The 20,885-nt window shown below is 67.3% G+C and carries 18 protein-coding genes; 9 read left to right on the plus strand and 9 right to left on the minus strand.

What is annotated here, in order from left to right; genetic code table 11:
- Window positions 1-22 precede the first annotated feature (22 nt).
- Window positions 23-1,261: a TetR/AcrR family transcriptional regulator gene (locus KK7_RS0110295; protein WP_010544567.1), complete on the plus strand. Its 1,239-nt coding sequence runs from the start codon at window positions 23-25 to the stop codon at window positions 1,259-1,261.
- A gap of 5 nt (window positions 1,262-1,266) precedes the next feature.
- Here KK7_RS0110295 and KK7_RS0110300 read toward each other — a convergent pair whose 3' ends face one another.
- Together KK7_RS0110300 and KK7_RS0110305 are read right to left on the minus strand one after the other, a co-directional pair.
- Window positions 1,267-1,506 (minus strand): hypothetical protein, encoded by a 240-nt coding sequence (locus KK7_RS0110300; protein WP_010544568.1) that lies wholly within the window; start codon window positions 1,504-1,506, stop codon window positions 1,267-1,269.
- A 176-nt stretch (window positions 1,507-1,682) separates the two neighbouring features.
- A complete protein-coding gene (locus KK7_RS0110305) occupies window positions 1,683-4,415 on the minus strand; it encodes a TonB-dependent receptor (RefSeq protein WP_029623167.1) in 2,733 nt (910 codons plus the stop codon).
- A 356-nt stretch (window positions 4,416-4,771) separates the two neighbouring features.
- Between KK7_RS0110305 and KK7_RS0110310 the strand changes: the two genes are divergently transcribed.
- The 4 genes from KK7_RS0110310 to KK7_RS0110325 all read left to right on the plus strand — a co-directional run bounded on the left by KK7_RS0110310 (window position 4,772) and on the right by KK7_RS0110325 (window position 8,901).
- Window positions 4,772-5,986, plus strand: coding sequence for an MFS transporter (locus KK7_RS0110310; RefSeq protein ID WP_010544570.1), 1,215 nt, complete (start codon window positions 4,772-4,774; stop codon window positions 5,984-5,986).
- 153 nt (window positions 5,987-6,139) lie between these two features.
- Window positions 6,140-6,643 (plus strand): EF-hand domain-containing protein, encoded by a 504-nt coding sequence (locus KK7_RS0110315; protein ID WP_010544571.1) that lies wholly within the window; start codon window positions 6,140-6,142, stop codon window positions 6,641-6,643.
- A gap of 159 nt (window positions 6,644-6,802) precedes the next feature.
- Window positions 6,803-7,522: a response regulator gene (locus KK7_RS0110320; protein WP_029623169.1), complete on the plus strand. Its 720-nt coding sequence runs from the start codon at window positions 6,803-6,805 to the stop codon at window positions 7,520-7,522.
- On the plus strand, window positions 7,519-8,901 hold the full coding sequence (locus KK7_RS0110325) for a sensor histidine kinase (RefSeq protein ID WP_010544573.1): 1,383 nt from the start codon (window positions 7,519-7,521) through the stop codon (window positions 8,899-8,901). The genes KK7_RS0110320 and KK7_RS0110325 overlap by 4 nt, the downstream gene beginning before the upstream one ends.
- Window positions 8,902-9,007: 106 nt before the next feature.
- Here KK7_RS0110325 and ndk read toward each other — a convergent pair whose 3' ends face one another.
- Together ndk and KK7_RS0110335 are read right to left on the minus strand one after the other, a co-directional pair.
- A complete protein-coding gene (ndk, locus tag KK7_RS0110330) occupies window positions 9,008-9,430 on the minus strand; it encodes a nucleoside-diphosphate kinase (protein WP_010544574.1) in 423 nt (140 codons plus the stop codon).
- Between the two features lie 74 nt (window positions 9,431-9,504).
- Entirely contained in the window at window positions 9,505-9,945 is a 441-nt protein-coding gene (locus tag KK7_RS0110335) for a DNA polymerase III subunit chi (protein WP_010544575.1), read from the minus strand.
- 134 nt (window positions 9,946-10,079) lie between these two features.
- Here KK7_RS0110335 and KK7_RS0110340 point away from each other — a divergent pair, with 134 nt between their 5' ends.
- The 4 genes from KK7_RS0110340 to rsmA all read left to right on the plus strand — a co-directional run bounded on the left by KK7_RS0110340 (window position 10,080) and on the right by rsmA (window position 15,662).
- Window positions 10,080-12,368, plus strand: coding sequence for an LPS-assembly protein LptD (locus KK7_RS0110340; protein WP_083836075.1), 2,289 nt, complete (start codon window positions 10,080-10,082; stop codon window positions 12,366-12,368).
- A 144-nt stretch (window positions 12,369-12,512) separates the two neighbouring features.
- Window positions 12,513-13,826, plus strand: a complete 1,314-nt coding sequence (locus tag KK7_RS0110345; RefSeq protein WP_010544577.1) for a peptidylprolyl isomerase — start codon at window positions 12,513-12,515, stop codon at window positions 13,824-13,826.
- A gap of 1 nt (window position 13,827) precedes the next feature.
- Window positions 13,828-14,841, plus strand: coding sequence for a 4-hydroxythreonine-4-phosphate dehydrogenase PdxA (gene pdxA / locus KK7_RS0110350; RefSeq protein ID WP_337459577.1), 1,014 nt, complete (start codon window positions 13,828-13,830; stop codon window positions 14,839-14,841).
- Window positions 14,838-15,662, plus strand: coding sequence for a 16S rRNA (adenine(1518)-N(6)/adenine(1519)-N(6))-dimethyltransferase RsmA (rsmA, locus tag KK7_RS0110355; protein ID WP_010544579.1), 825 nt, complete (start codon window positions 14,838-14,840; stop codon window positions 15,660-15,662). Before pdxA ends, rsmA begins: the two co-directional genes overlap by 4 nt.
- Before the next feature lie 3 nt (window positions 15,663-15,665).
- Here the strand turns inward: rsmA and KK7_RS0110360 are convergent, their stop codons facing one another.
- From KK7_RS0110360 to KK7_RS0110380, 5 genes are read right to left on the minus strand one after another with little or no spacing between them, the layout of a single operon-like run.
- Complete coding sequence (locus KK7_RS0110360; protein WP_010544580.1) at window positions 15,666-17,864, minus strand: fused MFS/spermidine synthase; 2,199 nt, start codon at window positions 17,862-17,864, stop codon at window positions 15,666-15,668.
- Window positions 17,864-18,388 carry a GNAT family N-acetyltransferase gene (locus tag KK7_RS0110365; RefSeq protein ID WP_010544581.1) on the minus strand — a complete coding sequence of 175 codons (525 nt, stop codon included), beginning with the start codon at window positions 18,386-18,388 and terminating at the stop codon, window positions 17,864-17,866. The genes KK7_RS0110360 and KK7_RS0110365 overlap by 1 nt, the downstream gene beginning before the upstream one ends.
- The gene (locus tag KK7_RS0110370; protein WP_029623171.1) at window positions 18,385-18,909 is read right to left on the minus strand and encodes a GNAT family N-acetyltransferase; all 525 of its coding nucleotides are present in this window, start codon (window positions 18,907-18,909) and stop codon (window positions 18,385-18,387) included. Before KK7_RS0110370 ends, KK7_RS0110365 begins: the two co-directional genes overlap by 4 nt.
- Entirely contained in the window at window positions 18,906-19,892 is a 987-nt protein-coding gene (gene hemB / locus KK7_RS0110375) for a porphobilinogen synthase (RefSeq protein WP_010544583.1), read from the minus strand. Before hemB ends, KK7_RS0110370 begins: the two co-directional genes overlap by 4 nt.
- Window positions 19,889-20,830 carry a histone deacetylase family protein gene (locus tag KK7_RS0110380; RefSeq protein WP_010544584.1) on the minus strand — a complete coding sequence of 314 codons (942 nt, stop codon included), beginning with the start codon at window positions 20,828-20,830 and terminating at the stop codon, window positions 19,889-19,891. Before KK7_RS0110380 ends, hemB begins: the two co-directional genes overlap by 4 nt.
- Window positions 20,831-20,885: the final 55 nt, after the last annotated feature.

The following is a 20,885-nucleotide window of genomic DNA, read 5'->3' on the forward strand; positions in this document are numbered from 1 at the left end:
GGGAAACGGCTAAGCTCGCGTCATGCAATCGTCGCAGCCCAAGATCGAGACCACCAGCACGAAGCGGTTCCAGGCCAAGCGCGACGCGATCCTCGCCGCCGCCGCCGCCGCGATCAACGAGCAGAGCGCCAAAGGCATGACCTTTGCCGACGTTGCGCGGCGCGTAGGGCTGAATACCACGTCGGTCACCTATTATTTCAAGCGCAAGGAGGATCTCGCCGCCGCCGCGTTCGAACAGACGCTGGCCTGGCTCGACGGAATTCTCGACCATGCACTGGCCGAGCCGACGCCGGAGGCGCGCGTCGCCCGCTTCCTTGCCATCAACATGGAACGGCTGGCACGGATCGGCCGCGGCGAGGAGCAGGCAGTCGCAATCCTGTCCGATCTGCGCGCGATGGAGGAGCCGCTGAAGGGCAAGCTGCTCACCGGCTGGCGCAACGTCTTCCGCAAGACGCGCAGTCTTTGGGGCAATGAAGGCAGCCGTGCCGAGACCGACCTGCGCAGTGCCCGGGCGCATGTGCTGCTGGAGAACAGTTTCTGGCTCAACGCCTGGATGTCGCGCTACGAGATCGACGAATATCCGCGCGTCGAGGCGCGACTGATGGACGTGTTTCGCCGCGGCATCGCAGCCCCGGGGCAGGCCTGGGAGCCCGCGCTGTTCGATCTGGTCCATGAGGAGCCCGAGCCCGGGCGAGAAGCGTTCCTGCTCGCCGCTACGCGACTGATCAACGAGCTGGGCTATCGCGGCGCCTCGGTGCAGCGGATCGCCTCGGAGCTGAACGTGACCAAGGGCAGCTTCTACCATCACCTCGATGCCAAGGACGATCTGGTGGCCGCCTGCTACAAGCGCAGCTTCGACATCCTCGTCGATGCGCAGCGATTGGCCGAGCGCCATGCCGGCAGCCACTGGCAGCGACTGGAGAGCACGATCGCCACGCTGCTCGACTATCAGTTCTCGGAACGGGGCCCTCTGTTGCGCACCACGGCACTTTCGGGTCTGCCGGTGGCGGTGCGCAACACGATGCTCGACCGCTCGAACCGCATCGCCCGCCGCTTCGCCGGCATGCTGTCGGACGGCATCGCGGAAGGGACGATCCGCCCGATCGACCCGCTGGTCGCGAGCCAGGCCGTGATGGCGCTGCAGAACGCTGCGTTCGACATGCGGAAGTGGGCAAGCACCATGCCGCGCGAGCGGGCCGTGACCTTCTACGCTTCCACGCTAGCCTTCGGCCTGTTCGACGATCGCGTGCTGTCGGCCTGACACCGTCAGCGCTTCGGCCGGAACAGCGCTTTCAACGAGATCAATCGGTTGTGTCCGGTATCTGCGGGCGTTTCGAGCAGCAGCTGCGTCATGCTGGTCGAAAGCTTCGCGCTTCGGCTGGAGGAAGCTGCGACGATCGCCTCGATCGCGTCCGGTGCGTCGGGCGCTGCCGCTACCGTCGCTACGGCAAGCGGTCCCACGGCAGTGAGATCTGCAGGCATGGCCGAGAGGTTGGTGACTGACATGCCTCATCTCCTGCAATCGATGCCGCGAATAATCCGTTCTTCATTTAGACGAATGAAGGATTAACGAGAAACCTGCGCGGCGATTTATTGCACCGGCAACGCGGGAGGGTGCGCAGACAAAAATAGGGCCGGAGGCTTTCACCTCCGGCCCAGTGCTTTCCTCCCCAGGAAAGGCTTCAGAAACGGGTACGCAGCGTCACGCCATAGGTCCGCGGCTCGGCGAGATAGGCCGAGAAGATCTGGCGACCGCCGGGATATTGAGGATCGATGAAGGGCGCGCTGGTCGCGCCTTCCTGGAACGGCGAGTTGAACACGACCTGGGCATTGTTTTGGTTGAACAGGTTCTGCCCCCAGATTTCGATCGCCCAGCGCTCGTCCTTGCCACGGATGCCGATGCGGCCGTTGACCAGTGCGAAGCCGTCTTGGATCTTCTGCGGGAACAGGTCCGACCCGGTATTAAAGTCTCCGGTCATGCGGGTGTCGAAGTAGATCAGGCCGCTCAGCCCCGAATTTCCGATCTGCGGCGTCCAGGCGATCGAGGCGGTGGTTACCGTCTCGGGCGCATTGGAGAGCTGCCGCCCCGGCAGCAGGCGCAGCGCCTGGTCGAGCGGGGCACCGGTATCGCTGCCGACGAGCTGGCTGCGATAATGGGTATCGGCATAGGTGAAGCCCAGTCCCACGCGGACATCGCGCACCGGCACCAGCGAGGCTTCGAGTTCGACGCCCTGGGAGACCACGCCGTAGCTGGTGTTCGCGGCCGAGCAGGCGCCGGTGGTCGACGCCGCGGCGTTGAAGTTGCTGGCCGCCGAGAACTTGCTCTGGTCGCGATCGCCGCCGTTCAGGCTCGCCGTGCAGCCATTGATGTTCTGGACGAGGAAGACGGTCCCGTTGAACGTGTTCAGCTGGAAGTTCTTGAACTGCTGCCGGAAGGCCGAAACGTTCAGGGTGAACGCGCGGCTCGAATATTTCAGGCCCAGTTCGAACGCGTCGTTGGTCTCCGGTGCAAACTGGAGGTTGCCGGTCAGCGCCTGGGCACCGCCGACCGACGCGAAGGTGAGGATCGGTACCTTGAGTGCCGACTTGTCGAGGTTGAAGCCGCCCGCCTTGTAGCCGCGCGAGTAGCTGCCGTAGAGCAGGACGTCGTCGGTCGGCTTGTACGAGACGATCGCGGTGCCGGTGAACTGGTCTTCCTTGCGCGTGTCGCGCACGGATACACCGTTGAGTTCGGACGTGGAATTGCCCTGGCACGACAGGCCGACGATCGCGTCGACCACCGCGGTCAGCGAGGCGACCGAGCGTAGCGGCAGCAGCGAAGACTGGTTGGCGACGCAGGCGGTGTTGTCGTTGCCGAACGTGGCGTTCAGCCGCTTGCGCTCATTGGTGTAGCGCAGGCCCACCGTCAGGTCCAAGCGATTGGTAACGTGGAAGATATTGTGGGTGAACAGCGCCCAGTTGCGGCTGTTCTGCTTGAACAGGTCGTTGGTGGTGCCGCGGTCGTTGATGCCGTCCAGCCGGTCGAACGCGGCATAGATCAGCGGTGATGCCGCGCCGAAGGCCGCAGGACGCGCCGCAAGGCAGCCCGCTGCCGCCGGATTGTACAGCGCCGCCAGCGCGCCGCCCGAGACGATACGGCAGGTGGCGAAGCGGCCATATTGGCTGCCGAAGCGAAGATTGTCGACCAGTGTCAGGTCTTCATTGGCGTAATAGCCGCCGACGAGCCAGTCGAGCTTGTTGTCGAAGGCCGTGCCGTTCAGCCGCAGTTCCTGGCTGAAGGTCTCGAATGCTCGCGAGGAGCTGGCATTCGGCGCGCGATAGAGGATGTCTATCGCGCTATAGTCGGTATCGGCACCCTGGCTGGCGAAATAGTTGCGATAGCCGGTGATCGAGGTGAGCTTCACGTCGCCCAGCGTCCAGTCGACCTGGACCGAACCGCCCCAATCCTCGGTGATGCCGCCATAGCTGCGCCCCCGGGAGATGTAGAGGTTGCGACTGTACGGGTTGCTGAACGCCTCCATCGGCTGACCCATGTCCCGCAACACGCGCACGATGTTGTTCGACGACGGGTTGTTCAGGTCGCCGATATAGGGGTTGATCGAGGAGTCGACATAGACGGCGCCGCAGCAATCCTCGTTGCGGTGCGTATAGTCGCCGATCAGGCGTACCCGCAGGTCGTTCGACGGCTCGAACAGCAACTGGCCACGCAGGAAATAGCGGTCGCGATTGTTGACGTCGCGATTGTTGGTCACGTCGCGGTAGAAGCCGTCGCGCTTCATGTACACGCCGTCCAGACGGCCCGAAACATGGGTGCTGAGCGGCACGTTGACGAAGCCCTGCAGCCGGATCGTCTCGTAATTGCCGTAGGTCGCCTCGCCGCCGGCGGAGAAGTTCGCCTCCGGCATCTTCGAGACGATGTTGATGATGCCCGCTGAAGCATTGCGCCCGAACAGCGTGCCCTGCGGGCCGCGCAGCACTTCGATCCGCTCGAGATCGCCGAGTTCGCTCAGGCCGATGCCGGAACGCGAGCGGTAGACGCCGTCGATGAACACCGCGACCGAGCTTTCGAGGCCGGGATTGTCACCGACGGTGCCGATACCGCGAATGCGGGCGGAGCCATTGGCTTCGCTGCCCGTCGAGGACACCAGCAGCGACGGCGCAATCTGGTTCAGCGCGCGGATGTCGTTGGCGCCGGTCTGCTGCAACATCTCGGCGCTGACCGCGGATACCGCCACGGGTACGTCGGAGAGTGCTTGGGCACGCCCCTGGGCGGTCACGATGATCTCGTTGTCCGTCTGGGCCGACCGGTCGGACGCGTCCTGGGGTGACGAAGCCGTTTCTTGCGCATGGGCTGGCGCTGCGAGCGCCATCACGAGTGCCGGCACTGCACAGGCCGACATAAGGCGTAGCCGCATATCTATCCTCTCCACCGAGGTTGGAGCTTTGTTGATGCTCCATACCCGAGGCTCGAATACACGCCTTCGCGTCAGCAGCGTCAAGCAAAACTCAAGTTGCAAAATGCGACTTGAATAGGATCGTTGCGCAGAAAGCACAGTGCCCCCGAACCGGATCGGCGCGCGGGCGGACACCTGCCGCTACGGAACGGCAGATCTCGCGGGCCGGCAATTGCTTACGCCCCACCCCTGGTCGTCGCGCCTCCGGCAAAGTCCGGAACGATGGCGACGCCGCCATTCGGCTTGTCGAGAAAGCATGGTGGCGGGATGCGGGCCGCCATTCTACACTCCCGCGTCTTGGGAAAGGGGAAAGGGCCATGACGTTTCATCATCGTGCCGTGCCGATCGTCTTGGCGGCGGTGCTGATCGACTCGATCGGCTTCGGCGTGATCCTGCCGGTACTGCCCCGACTGATCCTTACCCTGTCGCAGACCGGCCTGGACGATGCCGCGCGGATCGGCGGCTGGATGCTCGCCGCTTTCGCCATCGCCCAGTTCATCGCGGGGCCGGTGCTAGGCTCGCTGGGCGACAGCGTCGGGCGGCGACCGGTGCTCCTGTTCTCGATGGCGGCCTTCGCGGTCGACTATCTGCTGATGGCGGCGGCGCCGACGATCGGCTGGCTGTTCGTCGGCCGCGTCGTCGCCGGGATCGCGGGCGCGGTCTATGGTCCGGCAAACGCAGTGCTGGCGGACGTCACTCCGCCGGACAAGCGCGGCGCCACCTTCGGCATGATGGGCGCGGCGTTCGGTATCGGCTTCATCCTGGGGCCGGCGATCGGCGGGCTGCTCGCCAGTCTGGGCCCGCGCGCACCCTTCGTTGCGGCCGCAGCACTCGCCGGACTCAATGCGCTCTGGATCCTGGTGCTGCTGCCGGAGACGATCACGCCCGAGCGGCGACGCCCGTTCCGTCTTCGCGACGCCCATGTCTTCGCCGCCTTCCGCCCGCTGTTCGACGCGGGCAACGCTAAGCCGCTGCTCCTCGCGGCTTTCCTCTGGCAGCTCGCCCACATGGTCTATCCGGCTACGTGGGCATTTTTCGGGGAGATCGCGCTCGGCTGGGACGAGCGGATGATCGGCTGGTCGCTCGCCGCGTCCGGCATCTGCATGGCGCTGGTCCAGACCTTCGTCACCGGGCGCGCCATCGCCGCCTGGGGCGAGGAGCGGACGGTGGTGCTCGGCATGCTCGCCGGGGGGCTCGCCTTCCTCTGCTATTGTTTCGCGCGCGAAACGTGGATGGTGTTCGTCATCATCCCGTTCGCGGCGTTTCAGGGCCTCGCTTTCCCGTCGATCAACGCGCTGCTTTCGCGGCTGACCGACCCGTCCCATCAGGGCGCACTGCAGGGCGGCATGTCCGCGCTGAGCAGCGTTGCGCTGATCCTCGGGCCGCTGCTGCTCAGCCAGGCGCTGGCGCTCGGCACCGAGCATGGCTTTCGCGGGGGCAATTTTGCCGTAGCCGCCATTCTTGCTCTCGCCGCCTTGCTGCTGATCGCGTGGAAGGTGGTGCCGCGGGTTGCCCCAGCGGCGGCGGAATAGCGGCACGAGCGCGAACCGCGAGGCTGCGCGACAATTTGCGACACTTTCGTGCAGGCGATGACAAACCCGTGCGACAGGCAATGGAGACAAGGGCGTCGTGTCGGGGGTCTGCCCCCGCCCCCGGCACCCCGCCCTTCCACGCAGGAGTCTCGGATGCTGAAACGTTTCACGCTTGCCGCACTCGGCGCGACGCTGCTCGCCGGTGCGGCCCATGCGGGCCAGCAGGCGCCGCAGGACGGCCCGCCGATGCGCCCCCGGCCGGATCCGCTTGCCATGGCCGACAAGGACAAGGACGGTGTCGTAACCCGCGCGGAAATGCTCGCCGGGGTCGAAACGCGCTTCAAGGCAATGGATGCCGATCATGACGGCAAGGTCACCGCTGAGGAGCGCGAACGCTACACCGCGGCGATGCGCGCCCGGATGGGCGGCAGTCGGCTCCGCGCGCCCAAGGACATGACGCTCGCCGACGAGCAGGCCCGTGCGGGCAAGATGTTCGATCGGGTGGACACCAATCACGACGGCAAGATCGACGCGACCGAGCGCCAGGCGGCAGCCCAGCGGATGATGCGCCTGAGCGGCGGCCCGGGCGGCTGGCGCGGCCGTCGCGGCGCGTCGGGCGATATGCCGCCACCTCCTCCCCCCGCCGACGGCAACTGACGCGGCAAGGGAAGCCGGGCGGGAGCGTCGCAGCCTTCTCCGCTGCCGTCCCCGTCGGAAGCCGAAGCGCCTCCCCTGTCGCTTCACCGCGAAGGCCGCGTATCTCCTCCCTCCCGCCCGGCTCTTTCCTCCGCGCATAAAGGCGCTACGCTGTTGACCATGTCCGAGGTTCCACATCTGCTGCTGGTCGACGACGAACGATCGATCCGCGAGCCGCTGGCCCAGTATCTCACCAAGCAGGGCTTCCGCATCACCCAGGCGGGCGATGCCGAGAGCGCGCGTGCGCGCCTCAACGCCTATGCAATCGACCTGGTGGTGCTCGACATCATGATGCCGGGCGAGGACGGGCTTAGCCTGTGCCGCCATATCCGCGAGACCAGCGACACGCCGGTCATCCTGCTCACTGCGCGCAGCGAGGAGACGGATCGCATCGTGGGGCTGGAGATGGGCGCCGACGACTATGTCGTGAAGCCATTCAGCCCGCGCGAATTGTCGGCTCGCATCAAGGTGGTGCTGCGCCGCTGGTCGGCGGGCGGCGCAAAGCAGCACGCACCGGAATCCGGCTCCTTCGCCTTTGCCGGCTGGGTGCTGCGCACCGGTGAGCGGGCGCTGATCGACCGAGAGGGCGTGTCGGTGCCGCTGTCGACCGGCGAGTACAACCTGCTCCACGCGCTCGTCACCCGCCCTCGGCAAGTGCTGACCCGGGACCAGTTGCTCGATCTGACCCAAGGCCGCGAGGCCGCCGCCTTCGATCGTGCGATCGACAACCAGATAAGCCGACTGCGGAAGAAGATCGAGCCGGACGCGAAGAACCCAACGATCATCAAGACCGTGTGGGGCGGCGGCTACACGCTGGCCGCCGAGGTCACCCGGCTTTGAGGCGCTTTCTGCCGACGAGCCTCGTCGCCCGGATCGCCCTGCTCGTCGCCGCTGCGCTGTTCGTCGCGCAGGCGATCAATTTCGGGCTGCTGCTGCACGAGCGGCAAAAAGCCCGCTTCGCCTTGGTGATCGTACCGGCCACCACCCGCCTTGCCGATGCCGCCGAGCGGTTGCTCGCGCTCCAGCGGGAAACGCCGCTCCAGCCGCGGGCAGCGAAGCGCCGCTTCCTGTCCGATCCGCGCACCCATGTGCGGCTGCATGCCGACAATCCCTTCGCAGCCGAGGATCACTTCCGGCGCAATGATGTAGAGCGGGACCTGCGCCGCGGCCTTGCCGATGCGGGCCTGAAGGCGGGCACGATCGTCGCGGCGCTTCGCCCCGTCAGCCCGCAGCGGCTGCTCGATCCCAAGCTCGACCCGATCCGTGCCGAGCGGCTGCGCCGGATGGGAGCCGAGATGCTGGTCGCGGTCGAAGTGCCCGGCAAGGGTTGGCTGACGCTCACCACGCCCTGGCCACGAACCGATTTCGACCTGATCTGGCAGCTGATCGCACAGACGCTGATCCTCTATGTCGTCGTGCTGGTGCCGGTGCTGCTGGTCGGCGGGCGCATCGCCCGGCCGCTGCGCACGCTGACCGACGCCGCACGCACCTTCCGCCCGGGCGACGACCCCCCGCCGCTCCGGGAGCGCGGCCCGAGTGACGTCCGCGCGCTGATCGCCGCGTACAACGCGCTGAGCCGGCGGGTCACGACGATGCTTGACGAGAAGGATCGGATGCTGGGCGCGATCGGCCACGACCTGCGCACGCCGCTCCAGGCACTGCGGGTGCGGATCGAGTCCGTCGATGACGAGGACGATCGTGCCCGCATGGCAGACACGGTCGACGAGATGAGCCGCACGCTGGACGACATCCTGTCGCTGGCACGGCTCGGTCGACCGAGCGAGCCCAACACGGACGTCGACCTCGGCGCGCTGGTCGATGCGGTGGTCGAGGATTTCCGCGACCTCGACCATGATGTGCAATTCGAGGAGCCGCCCCGGCTGAAAATGCGACTGCGGCCGACGCTGATGCGCCGTGCAGTGCGCAACCTCATCGAGAATGCCGTGAAATATGGCGATGGCGCCGAAGTGCGCCTGGTCCCGGAGGCACAGCGGGTAACCATCGAAGTGTGCGATCGCGGCCCCGGCATCCCGCCGGAGAAACTCGAAGCTGTGTTCAACCCGTTCACCCGATTGGAGGAATCGCGCAACCGCGAAACGGGCGGAATTGGGCTCGGGCTCGCACTCGCCCGGGCCATTGTGCATGACGCCGGGGGCACCATCGCCCTGACCAATCGCGACGGCGGAGGGCTGACCGCGACCATCACCCTGCCACGGTGAGTTTGGCGTAAGCCCCCTCCTCGCACGAAAGGTCACGGGGAACACAAAAAGGGCCGCGCTCCTCAGCGGAAGCGCAGCCCTTCTGTACCGTCAGATTGTCAGCGGATCAGCCGACGATTTCTTCCGGCTTGAAGAAGAAGGCGATCTCGATCGCGGCATTCTCTTCCGAATCCGAACCATGGACCGAGTTGGCTTCGATCGACTCGGCCAGTTCCTTGCGGATCGTGCCGGGCTCGGCGTTCGCCGGGTTGGTGGCGCCCATGATGTCGCGGTTGCGCTGCACGGCGTTCTCGCCCTCGAGCACCTGCACCACGACCGGACCCGAGATCATGAACTCGACGAGGTCGTTGAAGAAGGGGCGCTCCTTGTGGACGCCGTAGAAGCCTTCTGCCTGCTCGCGGCTCATCTGGATGCGCTTGGAGGCGACGACGCGCAGGCCAGCCTCTTCCAGCATCTTGGTGACGGCGCCGGTCAGGTTGCGGCGGGTGGCATCGGGCTTGATGATCGAAAAGGTCCGGGTCGCGGCCATGGCCGTGCGGCTCCTATACTTGGTGATGGATGGAAGTGGCGGCTCCCTAGTCCTGCCGCGAGTGCTTTGCAAGCTCAGGCGATCTGCGCCCAGCGTCCGTTCTCGTCCTGCCGCCAATAGCGTCGCTCGACGCCCTCGCGTTCGCCGAGGGCGCGCCAGGCGGCGCGAGCCGGCACGATGCTATCTTCGTCGAACAGGTGGAAGGCGCGTTCGAACGCCAGCGCTTCCTCGCGCCAGACCCCGTCGACCAGCGCGACGTTGCGCGCGTCGTTGGCGGGATGCGTCCCGTCCGCGATCAGCACCGGCTGTTCCGAGTCCCAGTCGCCGCCGGCCTCTCCATGGGGCAGAAAGCTCGCCGGATTGTAGGTCCACAGCAACTGGTCGATCCGCGCCCGCACGGCCGGATCCGCGGCGACGACCAGCAGCCGCCCGCCGCTTCCCAGCACCTTTTCGGCGATCGAAGGCAGCACGCGGTCCAGCGGCGCCAGGGTAAGGTGATAGAAATCGACCTGCATGCGGGTCCCTTAGCCCGGATGTGCGTTTCGGCCAACGCGGCTGCCGTTGCGGAGGCGCAATCGCTGCGATAGGGCAGGAGCCCGTCTGCCGGGGAGTGACGATAAAGGTGGGAGTTTTCGTGAAGCGCAAGGCCATGTTCTTCCCGGCCGCGCTAGGTCTGTGTCTTGCGGCGCAGGCTCGCGCCCAGCAAGCGCCCGACTCGCGCCCGCCCTCGGCGGACCAGGCAACCGGCGCGCCGGCGGCCGGGCCGGACCTGCAGGATCGCCCGGTCGAACCGGCGCCGCCCTCGCCCACCGGCCTGCCCGACGATCCGAACCAGGTGCAGTTCACCGCCGACCAGCTCGATTACGACATGAACAGCGATGTTGTGACGGCGAGCGGCGACGTTCGGCTGTACCGCGAGAGCAATCGCCTGCGCGCCGACAAGGTCACCTGGGATCGGCGCACCGGCAAGGTGATGGCGACCGGCAACATCGTCGTGGCCAATCCGCAGGGCGATGCCGCGTATGGCGACAGCATCGAGTTGACCGATACGCTGAAGGACGGCGTGGTCGACAACATGCTCGTCGTGCTCGAGGCGGGCGGACGCATTGCCGCCCAGCGGGGGTCGCGGAGCGACGGCGGGGTCATTACCGTCGAGAACGCCGCCTACACCCCGTGCAGCGTAACCGACAGTTCGGGCTGCCCAAAGGAACCGTCATGGAAGATCACCGCCGACCGGGTGATCTATGATCCCGCGAAGCATCGACTGCGCTACAAGGGCGCGCGGATCTCCGTCTTCGGCTTCGCGACGATTCCGCTGCCGGCGTTTTCCCACCCGGCGGGCGGGCAGAGCGACTCCGGTTTCCTTACGCCGGATGCGCGCTACAGCCGCACCAACGGCTTCCAGGTGGCGCTGCCCTATTTCTTCAGCTTCGCCCCCAATCGCGACCTGACCGTCACGCCGCGCGTGTTCACCGACACGCTGCCGATGCTGCAGGCCGACTATCGCGAGCTCAACAGCCTCGGTTCGTTTCGCGTCCAGGCCTATGGCACCTACAGCCGCCGCGCCGACGACCTGACCGTCGCCCCCACTCCGGCGACCCTGCGGAACGACTTTCGCGGCTATCTCGACCTGGTCGGCCGCTATCAGCTCGATCCCAGCTGGAGCGTAAGCGCCTCATTCCGCGTCGCCAGCGACCGTACCTTCCTGCGCCGCTACGATGTGTCGCGCGACGACCGGCTTCGCAACAATCTCGCGATCGAACGCATCGACGCCGACAGCTATTTCGTGATCAACGCCTGGGCGGTGCAGACGCTGCGGGTCGGGGATCGCCAGGGCCTCCAGCCGGTGGCGCTGCCGGAGATCGACTATCGTCGGCGGCTCGACGACGGACTGCTGGGCGGCAAGTTCGATTTCCAGGTGAACACGCTGGCACTCACCCGCACCGGCGGTCAGGATACCCAGCGCGCCTTCACCAGCGCGCAGTGGAATGTCCGCCGGCTGACCGACTGGGGCCAGGAAGTGAGCCTGACCGCCTATCTGCGCGGCGACCTCTACAACACGACGGGCACCGCGGCGACCACGGTGGTCAACTATCGCGGCACCGAAGGCTTCCACACGCGCGGCATCGCCGCCGCCGCGGTCGATGTGAAATGGCCGTTCGTCGGCGATTTCCTCGGCGGCTCGCAGCGGATCATGCCGCGCGTCCAGATGGTCGCGGCGCCGCATCTCGCCAACATGGACATCCCCAACGAGGACGCCCGCGCCGTCGACCTCGAGGACTCCAACCTCTTCGCGCTCAACCGCTTCGCCGGCTACGACCGGTTCGAGGATTCGACCCGCTTTACCTATGGGGTGGACTATGCGCTCTACCTGTCTGGTTTCAGTGTCGAGGCCAATGTCGGCCAGAGCTATCGCCTGACCAACCGCCCGACCCTGCTGCCGGACGGCACCGGGCTTACCGATCGGCTGTCGGACATCGTCGGCAGGACCGTGGTGCGCTTCCACGACTTCCTCAGCCTCACCCACCGTTACCGGCTCGACAAGGACGGGCTGGCGGTGCGGCGCAACGAAATCGACATGACTCTCGGCTCGCGCGCCACCTATGTTCAGGTCGGCTATCTGCGGCTCAACCGCAATGTCGATCCGGCACTGGAGGACTTGCAGGATCGCGAGGAACTGCGCCTGGGGGCGCGCGTGCAGTTCGCGCGCTTCTGGTCGCTGTCCGGCTCGACGCTGATCGATCTGACCGACAAGCAGGAGGACCCGACCTCGCGCGCCAACGGCTTCCAGCCGATCCGCCACCGCATCGGCCTGTTCTACGAGGATGATTGCCTGCGCATCGGCACCACCTGGCGGCGCGACTATGCCACCACCGGTGACGCGCAGCGCGGCAACTCCTACCTGCTTACCCTCGCCTTCAAGAACCTCGGTCGCTAGAAGATCGGGTCTGGGGGGATTCGGCGCTCAGCCTTGGTTCAGGCACAATTGCGCATTAAGCGCTGCTTCCCGTTTGAGGATAAGGGTCGTTCTGAAGTGATGATGGGTTTGGGCAGAATTTCGGGAACGAGTGCCAAGTGGCTGGTGGGCGCAGGACTTGCCGCGCTCGCGACGATGGCGGCAGCGCAGACGGCGCCCGGCCAGGACAGCCAGGCCACCCCGAACAACGGGCTCGATCTGCCGAGCACGCTGGAGATCTTCGGCAAGGCCGACCCGAACGTCCGCAAGCCGACCGCGATCGTCAACGACTATGTGATTACCGGCACCGAGGTCGATCAGCGCGTGGCGCTGGTCACCGGCATGCAGAAGCTCACCCTGAAGCCGGAAGAGCGCGAGCAGCTCAAGCTCGCGATGCTCCGCCAGCTGATCGACGAGACGCTGGAGATCCAGGAGGCCAAGGCCAACGAGATCAAGATCGAACCGCGAGAAGTGGAATCGAGTTTCAGCCGCGTGGCCGCGCGTTTTCAGAAGACGCCGGAGCAGATGCGCAGCTGGCTGCGCGAAATCGGTTCGTCCGAGCGCTCGATCAAGCGCCAGGTCGAGGCCGAACTGGCCTGGAGCCGCCTGCTGCGCCGCCGCGTCAACGTGAATGTCGGCGAGGCCGAGGTGAAGGCGATGATCGATCGCCTGACCGCCCAGAAGGGCACCGACGAGTATCACGTCTACGAAATCTATCAGAACGCAACGCCCGATCGTGCGCAGGAAGTGTCCGGCGGCATGCAGAAGATGATCGAGCAGATGCGCCAGGGCACGCCGTTCGACTATCTCGCCCGCACCTATTCGCAGAGTTCCACTCGGGCCCGCGGCGGCGATCTCGGCTGGATCCAGCCGGCGATGCTGCCCGAAGCACTGGCGCAGGCCGTGCAGGAAATGCAGCCGGGCCAGGTGGCAGGGCCGATCCCGCTCTCTGCCGGCTTCTCGATCGTGTATCTGGCGGACAAGCACAAGGTGGGCATCGCCGATCCGCGCGATGCGCGGTTGAGCCTGCGCCAGCTGTCGCTGAGCTTCGCCAAGGGCACCACCGAGGCCCAGGCCAGCACCCGTGCCGCCGCCTTCGCCAAGGCGACCCAGTCGATCCGCGGCTGTGGTGACGTGAGCAAGGTCGCGGCGGCCGAAGGTGCCGAGGTCGTCGATCGCGACAACATCGTCATCAAGGATCTGCCGCCGGCGCTGCAGAACCTGATCCTGCCGCTCCAGGTCGGCCAGTCGACCCAGCCGTTCGGCTCGATCGAGGACGGCGTGCGCGTGCTGGTGATCTGCGGTCGCGACGATCCGCCTGCCGCCAATGCGCCGTCGGTCGAGCAGGTGCAGGAACAGCTGGAAGACCAGCGCGTCAACCTGCGTGCCGAGCGGATGCTGCGCGACCTGCGCCGCGATGCGCTGATCGAATATCGCTGACGTGGTGGCCGGGGGCGCCACCCTGGCTCCGCTAGCCGTCGCCATGGGCGACTCGGCGGGGATCGGGCCGGAAATCACCGCCAAGGCGTGGGAAGCGCATGCTGTGGAGGGGCTCGCGCCCTTCTTCGCGGTCGGCGATCCGGCTGCCGTGCGTGCGGTGTGGAACGGCCCGATCGCGCCGATCGGCGATCCGCGCGAAGCCTTTGCGGCGTTCGACACCGCGCTGCCGATCCTGACGATCGGGGATACCGGCGCCGTCGTGCCGGGCGCACCATCGCTGGGTACCGCCCATGTCGCGTTGCAGGCGCTGGAACTCGCGACCGGCCTGGCCAGCGTGGGCGCGGCAGGAGCGCTGGTCACCGGACCGGTATCCAAGGCGCAGCTCTATGCGATCGGCTATACCCATCCGGGCCAGACCGAGTTCGTCGCCGAGCGCTGCGGAATCACTGCCGACAATGCCGTAATGATGCTCGCCGGCCCCACGCTTCGGGTCGTGCCGATCACCGTCCATGTGCCGCTGGCCCAGGTGCCGTCGCTGATCAGCCCCGAGCTGGTAGTCGCGAAAGGGCGGGTGACGGCGCGCGGGTTGCAGCGGAATTTCGGTATTTCCCATCCGCGCCTCGCCTTTGCCGGGCTGAACCCCCATGCCGGCGAGGGCGGCGCGATCGGGCGCGAGGAGATCGATGTACTCCTGCCCGCGATCGAGCGGCTGCGCGCCGAGGGCATCGACGCGACCGGCCCCTTCGCCGCGGACACGCTGTTCCATGCGCGGGCACGTGCCGGCTATGACGCGGCCCTGTGCCTCTACCATGATCAGGCGCTGATCCCGATCAAGACGCTGCATTTCGACGACGGCGTGAACATGACGCTGGGCCTGCCGATCGTGCGGACTTCGCCCGATCACGGCACGGCCTTCGGCATCGCGGGCCAGGGCGTCGCGCATCCCGGGGCAATGATTGCGGCGATCCGCATGGCGGCGGAAGCGGCCCGGCGTCGGGCAGAAGCAGCAGCGTGACTACCCTTCCCCCTCTCCGTGACGTCATTGCGAAGTACGGACTGAGCGCCAGCAAGGCGCTGGGCCAGAACTTCCTGTTCGACGGACAATTGCTGGGCCGCATCGCCAAGGTGCCGGGCGATCTCGCCGGTGCCGAGGTGTTCGAGGTGGGCCCCGGCCCGGGCGGCCTTACCCGCGCACTGCTCCAGGCAGGCGCAAAGGTCACGGCCGTCGAACGCGACCGCCGCTGCATTCCCGCGTTGGAGGAACTGGGCACCTACTTCCCCGATCAGCTCCGTGTGATCGAGGGCGACGCCCTGGAAGTCGACGCACCGGCGCTTTTCGCGGCCAAGCCCCATGTCGTCGCCAACCTGCCCTACAATGTCGGCACCGCGCTGCTGATCGGGTGGCTCTCGGCAGAATGGCAGCCCTGGTGGGCGAGCCTGACGCTGATGTTCCAGAAGGAAGTCGCCGAGCGCATCGTGGCCCAGGCCGGTACCGAGCATTATGGACGGCTCGCGGTCCTCGCCCAGTGGCGCAGCACGCCGCGTATCGCGATGAACGTCCATCGCTCCGCCTTCACACCGCCGCCCAAGGTGATGTCCGCGGTGGTGCATGTCGTGCCGATCGAGCCGCCGGCGGGCGTGCAACTCCGCTTGCTGGAGGCGGTGACCGCGGCGGCGTTCGGTCAGAGGCGCAAGATGCTGCGGCAGAGCCTCAAGCCGGTACCGGGCGCGCTCGCGGCGCTGGAGACCCTTGGCATCGACGCCAGCCGCCGTGCGGAGACGGTGAGCGTCGCCGAGTTCGTTGCCATCGCCCGCGAACTGGGTCGCCCCGCCTGATCTCTACTCTCCGTCGGTACGCAGCAGACGCAGCACCGGGACGAGCGAGGCATGGTCGTCGGTCCAGCCGGTGAAGCTGGGCTCGGCGATCAGCGGGCGCCACTCCGCGCTCCGCGCCCGAAGCGCCGCCAGCACCCGCGGCGAACGGCTTAGTGCGATCCAGTCGGAGGTAGTGCCTTCTTCCTGCCGCTCGAGCGCACTCGGCACATGCACCATGCGCAGCCCCTTCCAGTCACCCGCCTCCGCCGCGCCGGCGACGACGGGCGCGAGCGCCAGGAAGCGATTGGAGATGTGGACCAGCAGCACCCCGTCCGATGCGAGCACCCGGGCATAGCTGGCGAAGGCTTCCGCCGTCATCAGGTGCATCGGCACCGCGTCCGAGGAGAAGGCATCGAGCGTCAGGAGATCGAAGCTTCGGCCGGGAAGTTCGCTGAGCCGCAACCGCGCATCGCCGACCGAGATCGCCGCTTCGGGCGCGCACCGCCGGAGGAAACTGAACGCACCGGTATCGCGGGCGAGATGCACCACGGCCGGATCTATCTCGAAGAAGCGCCAGTGCTGGCCGGGCCTTGCGTAACAGGCGAGCGTCCCCGTGCCGAGGCCGACCACCCCGATCCGCGCCGCGGGACCGTAGAGCGCAGGCACCGCCTGCATCGCCTGCCCCACACCTGATCCGGCCTGGTAATAGGTGGTCGGGTGGGTTGCCCGCACGCCCTTCAGCTGCACGCCGTGCAGGGTGGTGCCGTGGGCAAGCCGCCGCTCGTCCGGCTGGTCGTTGACGGTGTAGACGCCGAAATAGCTGCGGGTCCGCGCGCCGCTGAGCGAGGTCTGGAGCGCGTTATACCCCCCGAACAGGAAGAGCCCGCCCGCCAGCGCCACCGCAAACGGCCAGCGCGCCCCGATCGCCACCAGCCCGATCGCGGCAACGGCGAGGAAGGCGAGCTGGACATGCATCGGCCCCAGCAATCGCGGGTCGACGCCGATGGCGACGATCGCCAAGACCGCGACACCCAGCGTCAGCCCCACGGGCACCCGCCACCGGCTCGACCAGAGCCGTGCCGTCGGACCGGTCAGCGCGCGCTGCGGGATCAGCAGGCCGGCGGCGAGGATCAGCAGTGGATATTCATAGGTCCAGTCGAACAGCACCGGCGCCAGCAGCCCGGCAAACACGCCGCCCAGCGCGCCCCCTACGGCCATGGCTAGGTAAAAGCCTGTCAGCCGTTCCGGCGGCGGGCGCAGCGCATAGAGGCGGGCATGACACGCGACCGCCACCGCGAACAGCAGTGCCAGCCCGATCAGCGCGTTGAAATAGGCCAGGCGCGAATCCCCGGCGACCAGCGTCGCGCCGAACAGCAGCAGCACCAGCGGCCCGCAGCGCTGGAGCAGGTCGTCGAGCAGCGCCGAGCTGCGAAAGGCGACGGGGAAGCTCAGCAGGTACAGGCCGAGCGGCAGTACCCAGAGCAGCGGCACGGCGACGATGTCGGTCGTGAGGAAGGTGGTCGTCGCCAGCATCAACCCCGAAGGCACCAGCGCGAGCACGATCCACTGCGCCCAATCGCGCAGGATCGGCGCGCGATCGGCGGCGTGCCGGACGGGTGGCGCCTCGTCGCGCGGCAGTCGACTCGCACAGGCGAGCACCAGAAGAACCACCACCGCATAGCCCCCGGTCCATAGCCAGCTCTGGCTGCGCAGCCGCAGCAGCGGCTCGACGAGCAATGGATAGGCGAGCAGCCCGGCGAAGCTGCCGATGTTGGAGGCTGCGTATAGCGCATAGGGATCGCGCCCATGGCTCGACACGGCGTACCAGCGCTGGAGCAGTGGCGCCTGCGCCGAGATGGCGAGGAACAAGGGCCCGATGGCCGCGACCAGCAGCCAAGGAACCCACAAGGCGGGCTGCGCACCGCTCGGCACCTGCATCGAACCCAGACCGATCGGCAGCCACAAGGCGGCCACGGCCAGCAGTCCCATATGGATGACGGCCTGAGTCCGCACCCGGAACCGCCCGAGCCAATGGGCATAGCCATAGCCGACCAGCAGCAATGCCTGGTATACCAGCATCGCCGAGTTCCAGACCGCCGGCGCACCGCCCAGCCGGGGTAACGCCATGCGCGCAACCATCGGCTGGATCAGAAACAGCAGGAACGAGCTGCCAAGAATCGCGGCGACGAACCACCCGCGTCGGGCCGCGCCCTGCGCTTCCATCATGAACGCGCGATGCGGTAGCTACGGTGGCGGCGCAGTTCCGGGATGGCAGCGGGGTGATCGAAATCCCCACCCTCGACGCGGTGCATGCCCAGCCGCTCCATCAGGCCCCAGCTGCGTGCATTCTCCTCGACGGTGATCGCGGCGATGCTGTCCGCGGCGAGATGTGCCCAGCCCCAGGCGAGGCTCGCTGCTGCAGCCTCGCGGGCATAGCCCCGGCCCCAATGTTCGAAGCCCAGCCGCCAGCCGATTTCGATCTCGCCCTCGATCGGGGTACCCGCAGCGCCGGGCTTGAGGCCGCAGAAGCCCAGGAAGTGCGCGTCATCCCGTCGCTCGATCGCCCAGAAACAATGACCGAGATCGGACTGCCAGCCGAACTGGCGGTCAATGGCGGCATCCGTTTCCGCGCGCGTCTGGAGGGGGCCGATGAACGCCATGACGCGGGGGTCGCTGCACATCGCATGGAAGGGCGCGCGATCCGCATCGCGCCAACCGCGCAGCACCAGTCGTTCGGTCTCGATCATGGTCGCCCGATCGCATAGGCAACGGACGCACGCAAATGGCTGTCTTTCGCATGGATCGGGTGATCGAAGTCGGCGAACCGGGTCATGCCCAGCCGCTCCATCAAGGTGCGGCTGGCGGTGTTGCAGGCGGCGGTGATCGCCACCACGCGAGCGGCGTCTCGGTTCGCCCAGGCCCAGTCGAGGCTCGCCGCCGCCGCCTCGCGGGCAAAGCCGCGCCCCCAGTGGGACCGCGCGAACATCCAGCCGATCTCCAGTTCACCCGAGATCGGCGTATCCGGCGCCCCCGGCTTCAGACCGCAAAAGCCGATCACCGCACCATTCTCGCGCAGTTCGACCGCGTGAAATCCGAGGCCGTGGCTCGGCCCATAGCCCAGATGGCGCGCGATGGTGGCGCGGCTATGCGCGGTGGTTTTCACCGGGCCGAGATCGCGCATCACGTCCGGATCGCTCCACATCGCGTGAAGCGCGTCAAAGTCTCGCGGCTCGGGCGGCCGCAATACCAGCCGCGCCGTCTCGATCACGCGCCGAGCAGCCGGGCCGCCAGCGGCGCGTGATAGGTCAGCACGCCGGTGCAGCCTGCGCGCTTGAACGCCATCAGCGTTTCCAGCACCAGCGCCTCCCGATCGCCCGCGCCGACGGCCGCCGCCGCCTCGATCATCGCATACTCACCGGATACCTGATATGCGAAAACAGGCACTTCGAAGGCACTCTTCACCCGCGCCACGATGTCCAGATAAGGTAGCCCCGGCTTCACCATCACGCTGTCCGCACCCTCGGCAAGGTCGAGCGCCACTTCCCGCAACGCCTCCTCGGCATTGGCAGGATCCATCTGGTAGGTCTTCTTGTCGCCCTTGAGCAGCCCCCGGCTGCCGACCGCGTCGCGGAAGGGCCCGTAAAAGGCGCTGGCATATTTGGCGGCATAGGCCATGATCTGCACGTTGACATGACCGTTCGCCTCCAGCGCGCTACGGATCTGGCCGACCCGGCCGTCCATCATGTCGCTGGGTGCCACGATGTCCGCGCCGGCGGCCGCTTGCACCAGCGCCTGCTCGGTCAGCACCGCCGAGGTTTCGTCGTTGAGCACATAGCCGGCGCCGTCGACGATGCCGTCATGGCCGTGGCTGGTATAGGGATCGAGCGCCACGTCGGTCAGCACGCCTACTTCCGGCACCGCATCCTTGATGGCGCGGATGGCGCGGCACATCAGATTGTCGGGATTGACCGCCTCGCGGCCGTCCTCGGTACGCAGCGCATGGGGGGTATTGGGGAACAGCGCCAGGCACGGGATGCCGAGGTCGCGGGCTTCGCGCGCGCGCTCGACGATTCCCTGCAGACCCCAGCGCGAGACGCCGGGCAGCGCCGCGATCGGTTCCTCGGCGCTGCCCTCTGTCACGAAGACCGGCCAGATAAGATCGGCGGGGGTGAGCACGGTTTCGGCGTGGAGGCGTCGGCTCCAGGCCGAGGCGCGGGAGCGGCGGAGGCGAAGCGCTGGGTATTGGCTCATGCCGGGTCAGATGCGCCTTGCGGGCCCCCGTTGCAAGCGCCGCCGAGCGCCGCTTCGCCGAGCGTGAGGATCGACGTGGCGTGGCGACGCGCGACTTCCAGCGCATCGACGCCATAGCCGCCGCCGAGCGTGCTCGCGAACGGGATGCCGCGCCGCCGCAGCGTGTCCGCCACCCAACGATCCCGCGCGATAAGCCCCTCCCCGCTCAACCCCAGCCGCCCCAGCCGGTCTTCGGCGAAGGGATCCACGCCGGCCTGATACAGCACGAGATCCGGATCGAAGCCGGTGAGCAGCGGCACCAGCGTCGCCTCCAGCGTCTCCAGATACTCGGCGTCTCCGGTTCCGTCCGGCAAGCCGACGTCGAGCGTCGAGCGGGCCTTGCGAACCGGAAAATTCTTCTCGGCATGGATCGAATAGGTGGCGATCTCCGGCCGCCCGGCGGTGAGCGCAGCCGTGCCGTCGCCCTGATGGACGTCGCAGTCGACGATCAGCACGCGGGCAGCATGCCCCTCCTCGACCAGCCGCACCGCAGCGATCGCGAGATCGTTGAACACGCAGTAGCCGGCACCGGTATCGGCCAGCGCATGGTGGCTGCCGCCCGCGCTGTTCGCGGCGAACCCCTCCCGTTGGGCGAGCCGCGCTGCGAGGAAGGTGCCGCCGGGCACCCGCTCCGACCGGCGCGCGACCGCCGGCGTCACCGGAAAGCCGATCCGGCGGGTCTTGTGCGGCGGCACCTCTGCGGCGAGCACCTCGCCCACATAATCGGGGTCGTGCACCGCCTCGAGCCAGCGCCGCGGCATCGCCTCGGGCGCATGCCAGGTTACCCGGGCGCCCTCGGCCTGCAGCAGGTCGCGGACCAGGCCGTTCTTGTTCCACAGATAGGCGCTGCCTGCGGGCGCCGGCGCGACATAGTCGGGATGGTGGACGACAGGGATCACCAGGGCGATCTAGGAAGCGGCGAGCACCGGCGAAAGACGGCCCTTCCGCCATGCC

It is taken from the genome of Sphingomonas elodea ATCC 31461 (genome assembly GCF_000226955.1).
GTDB classification, from domain to species: Bacteria; Pseudomonadota; Alphaproteobacteria; order Sphingomonadales; family Sphingomonadaceae; genus Sphingomonas; species Sphingomonas elodea.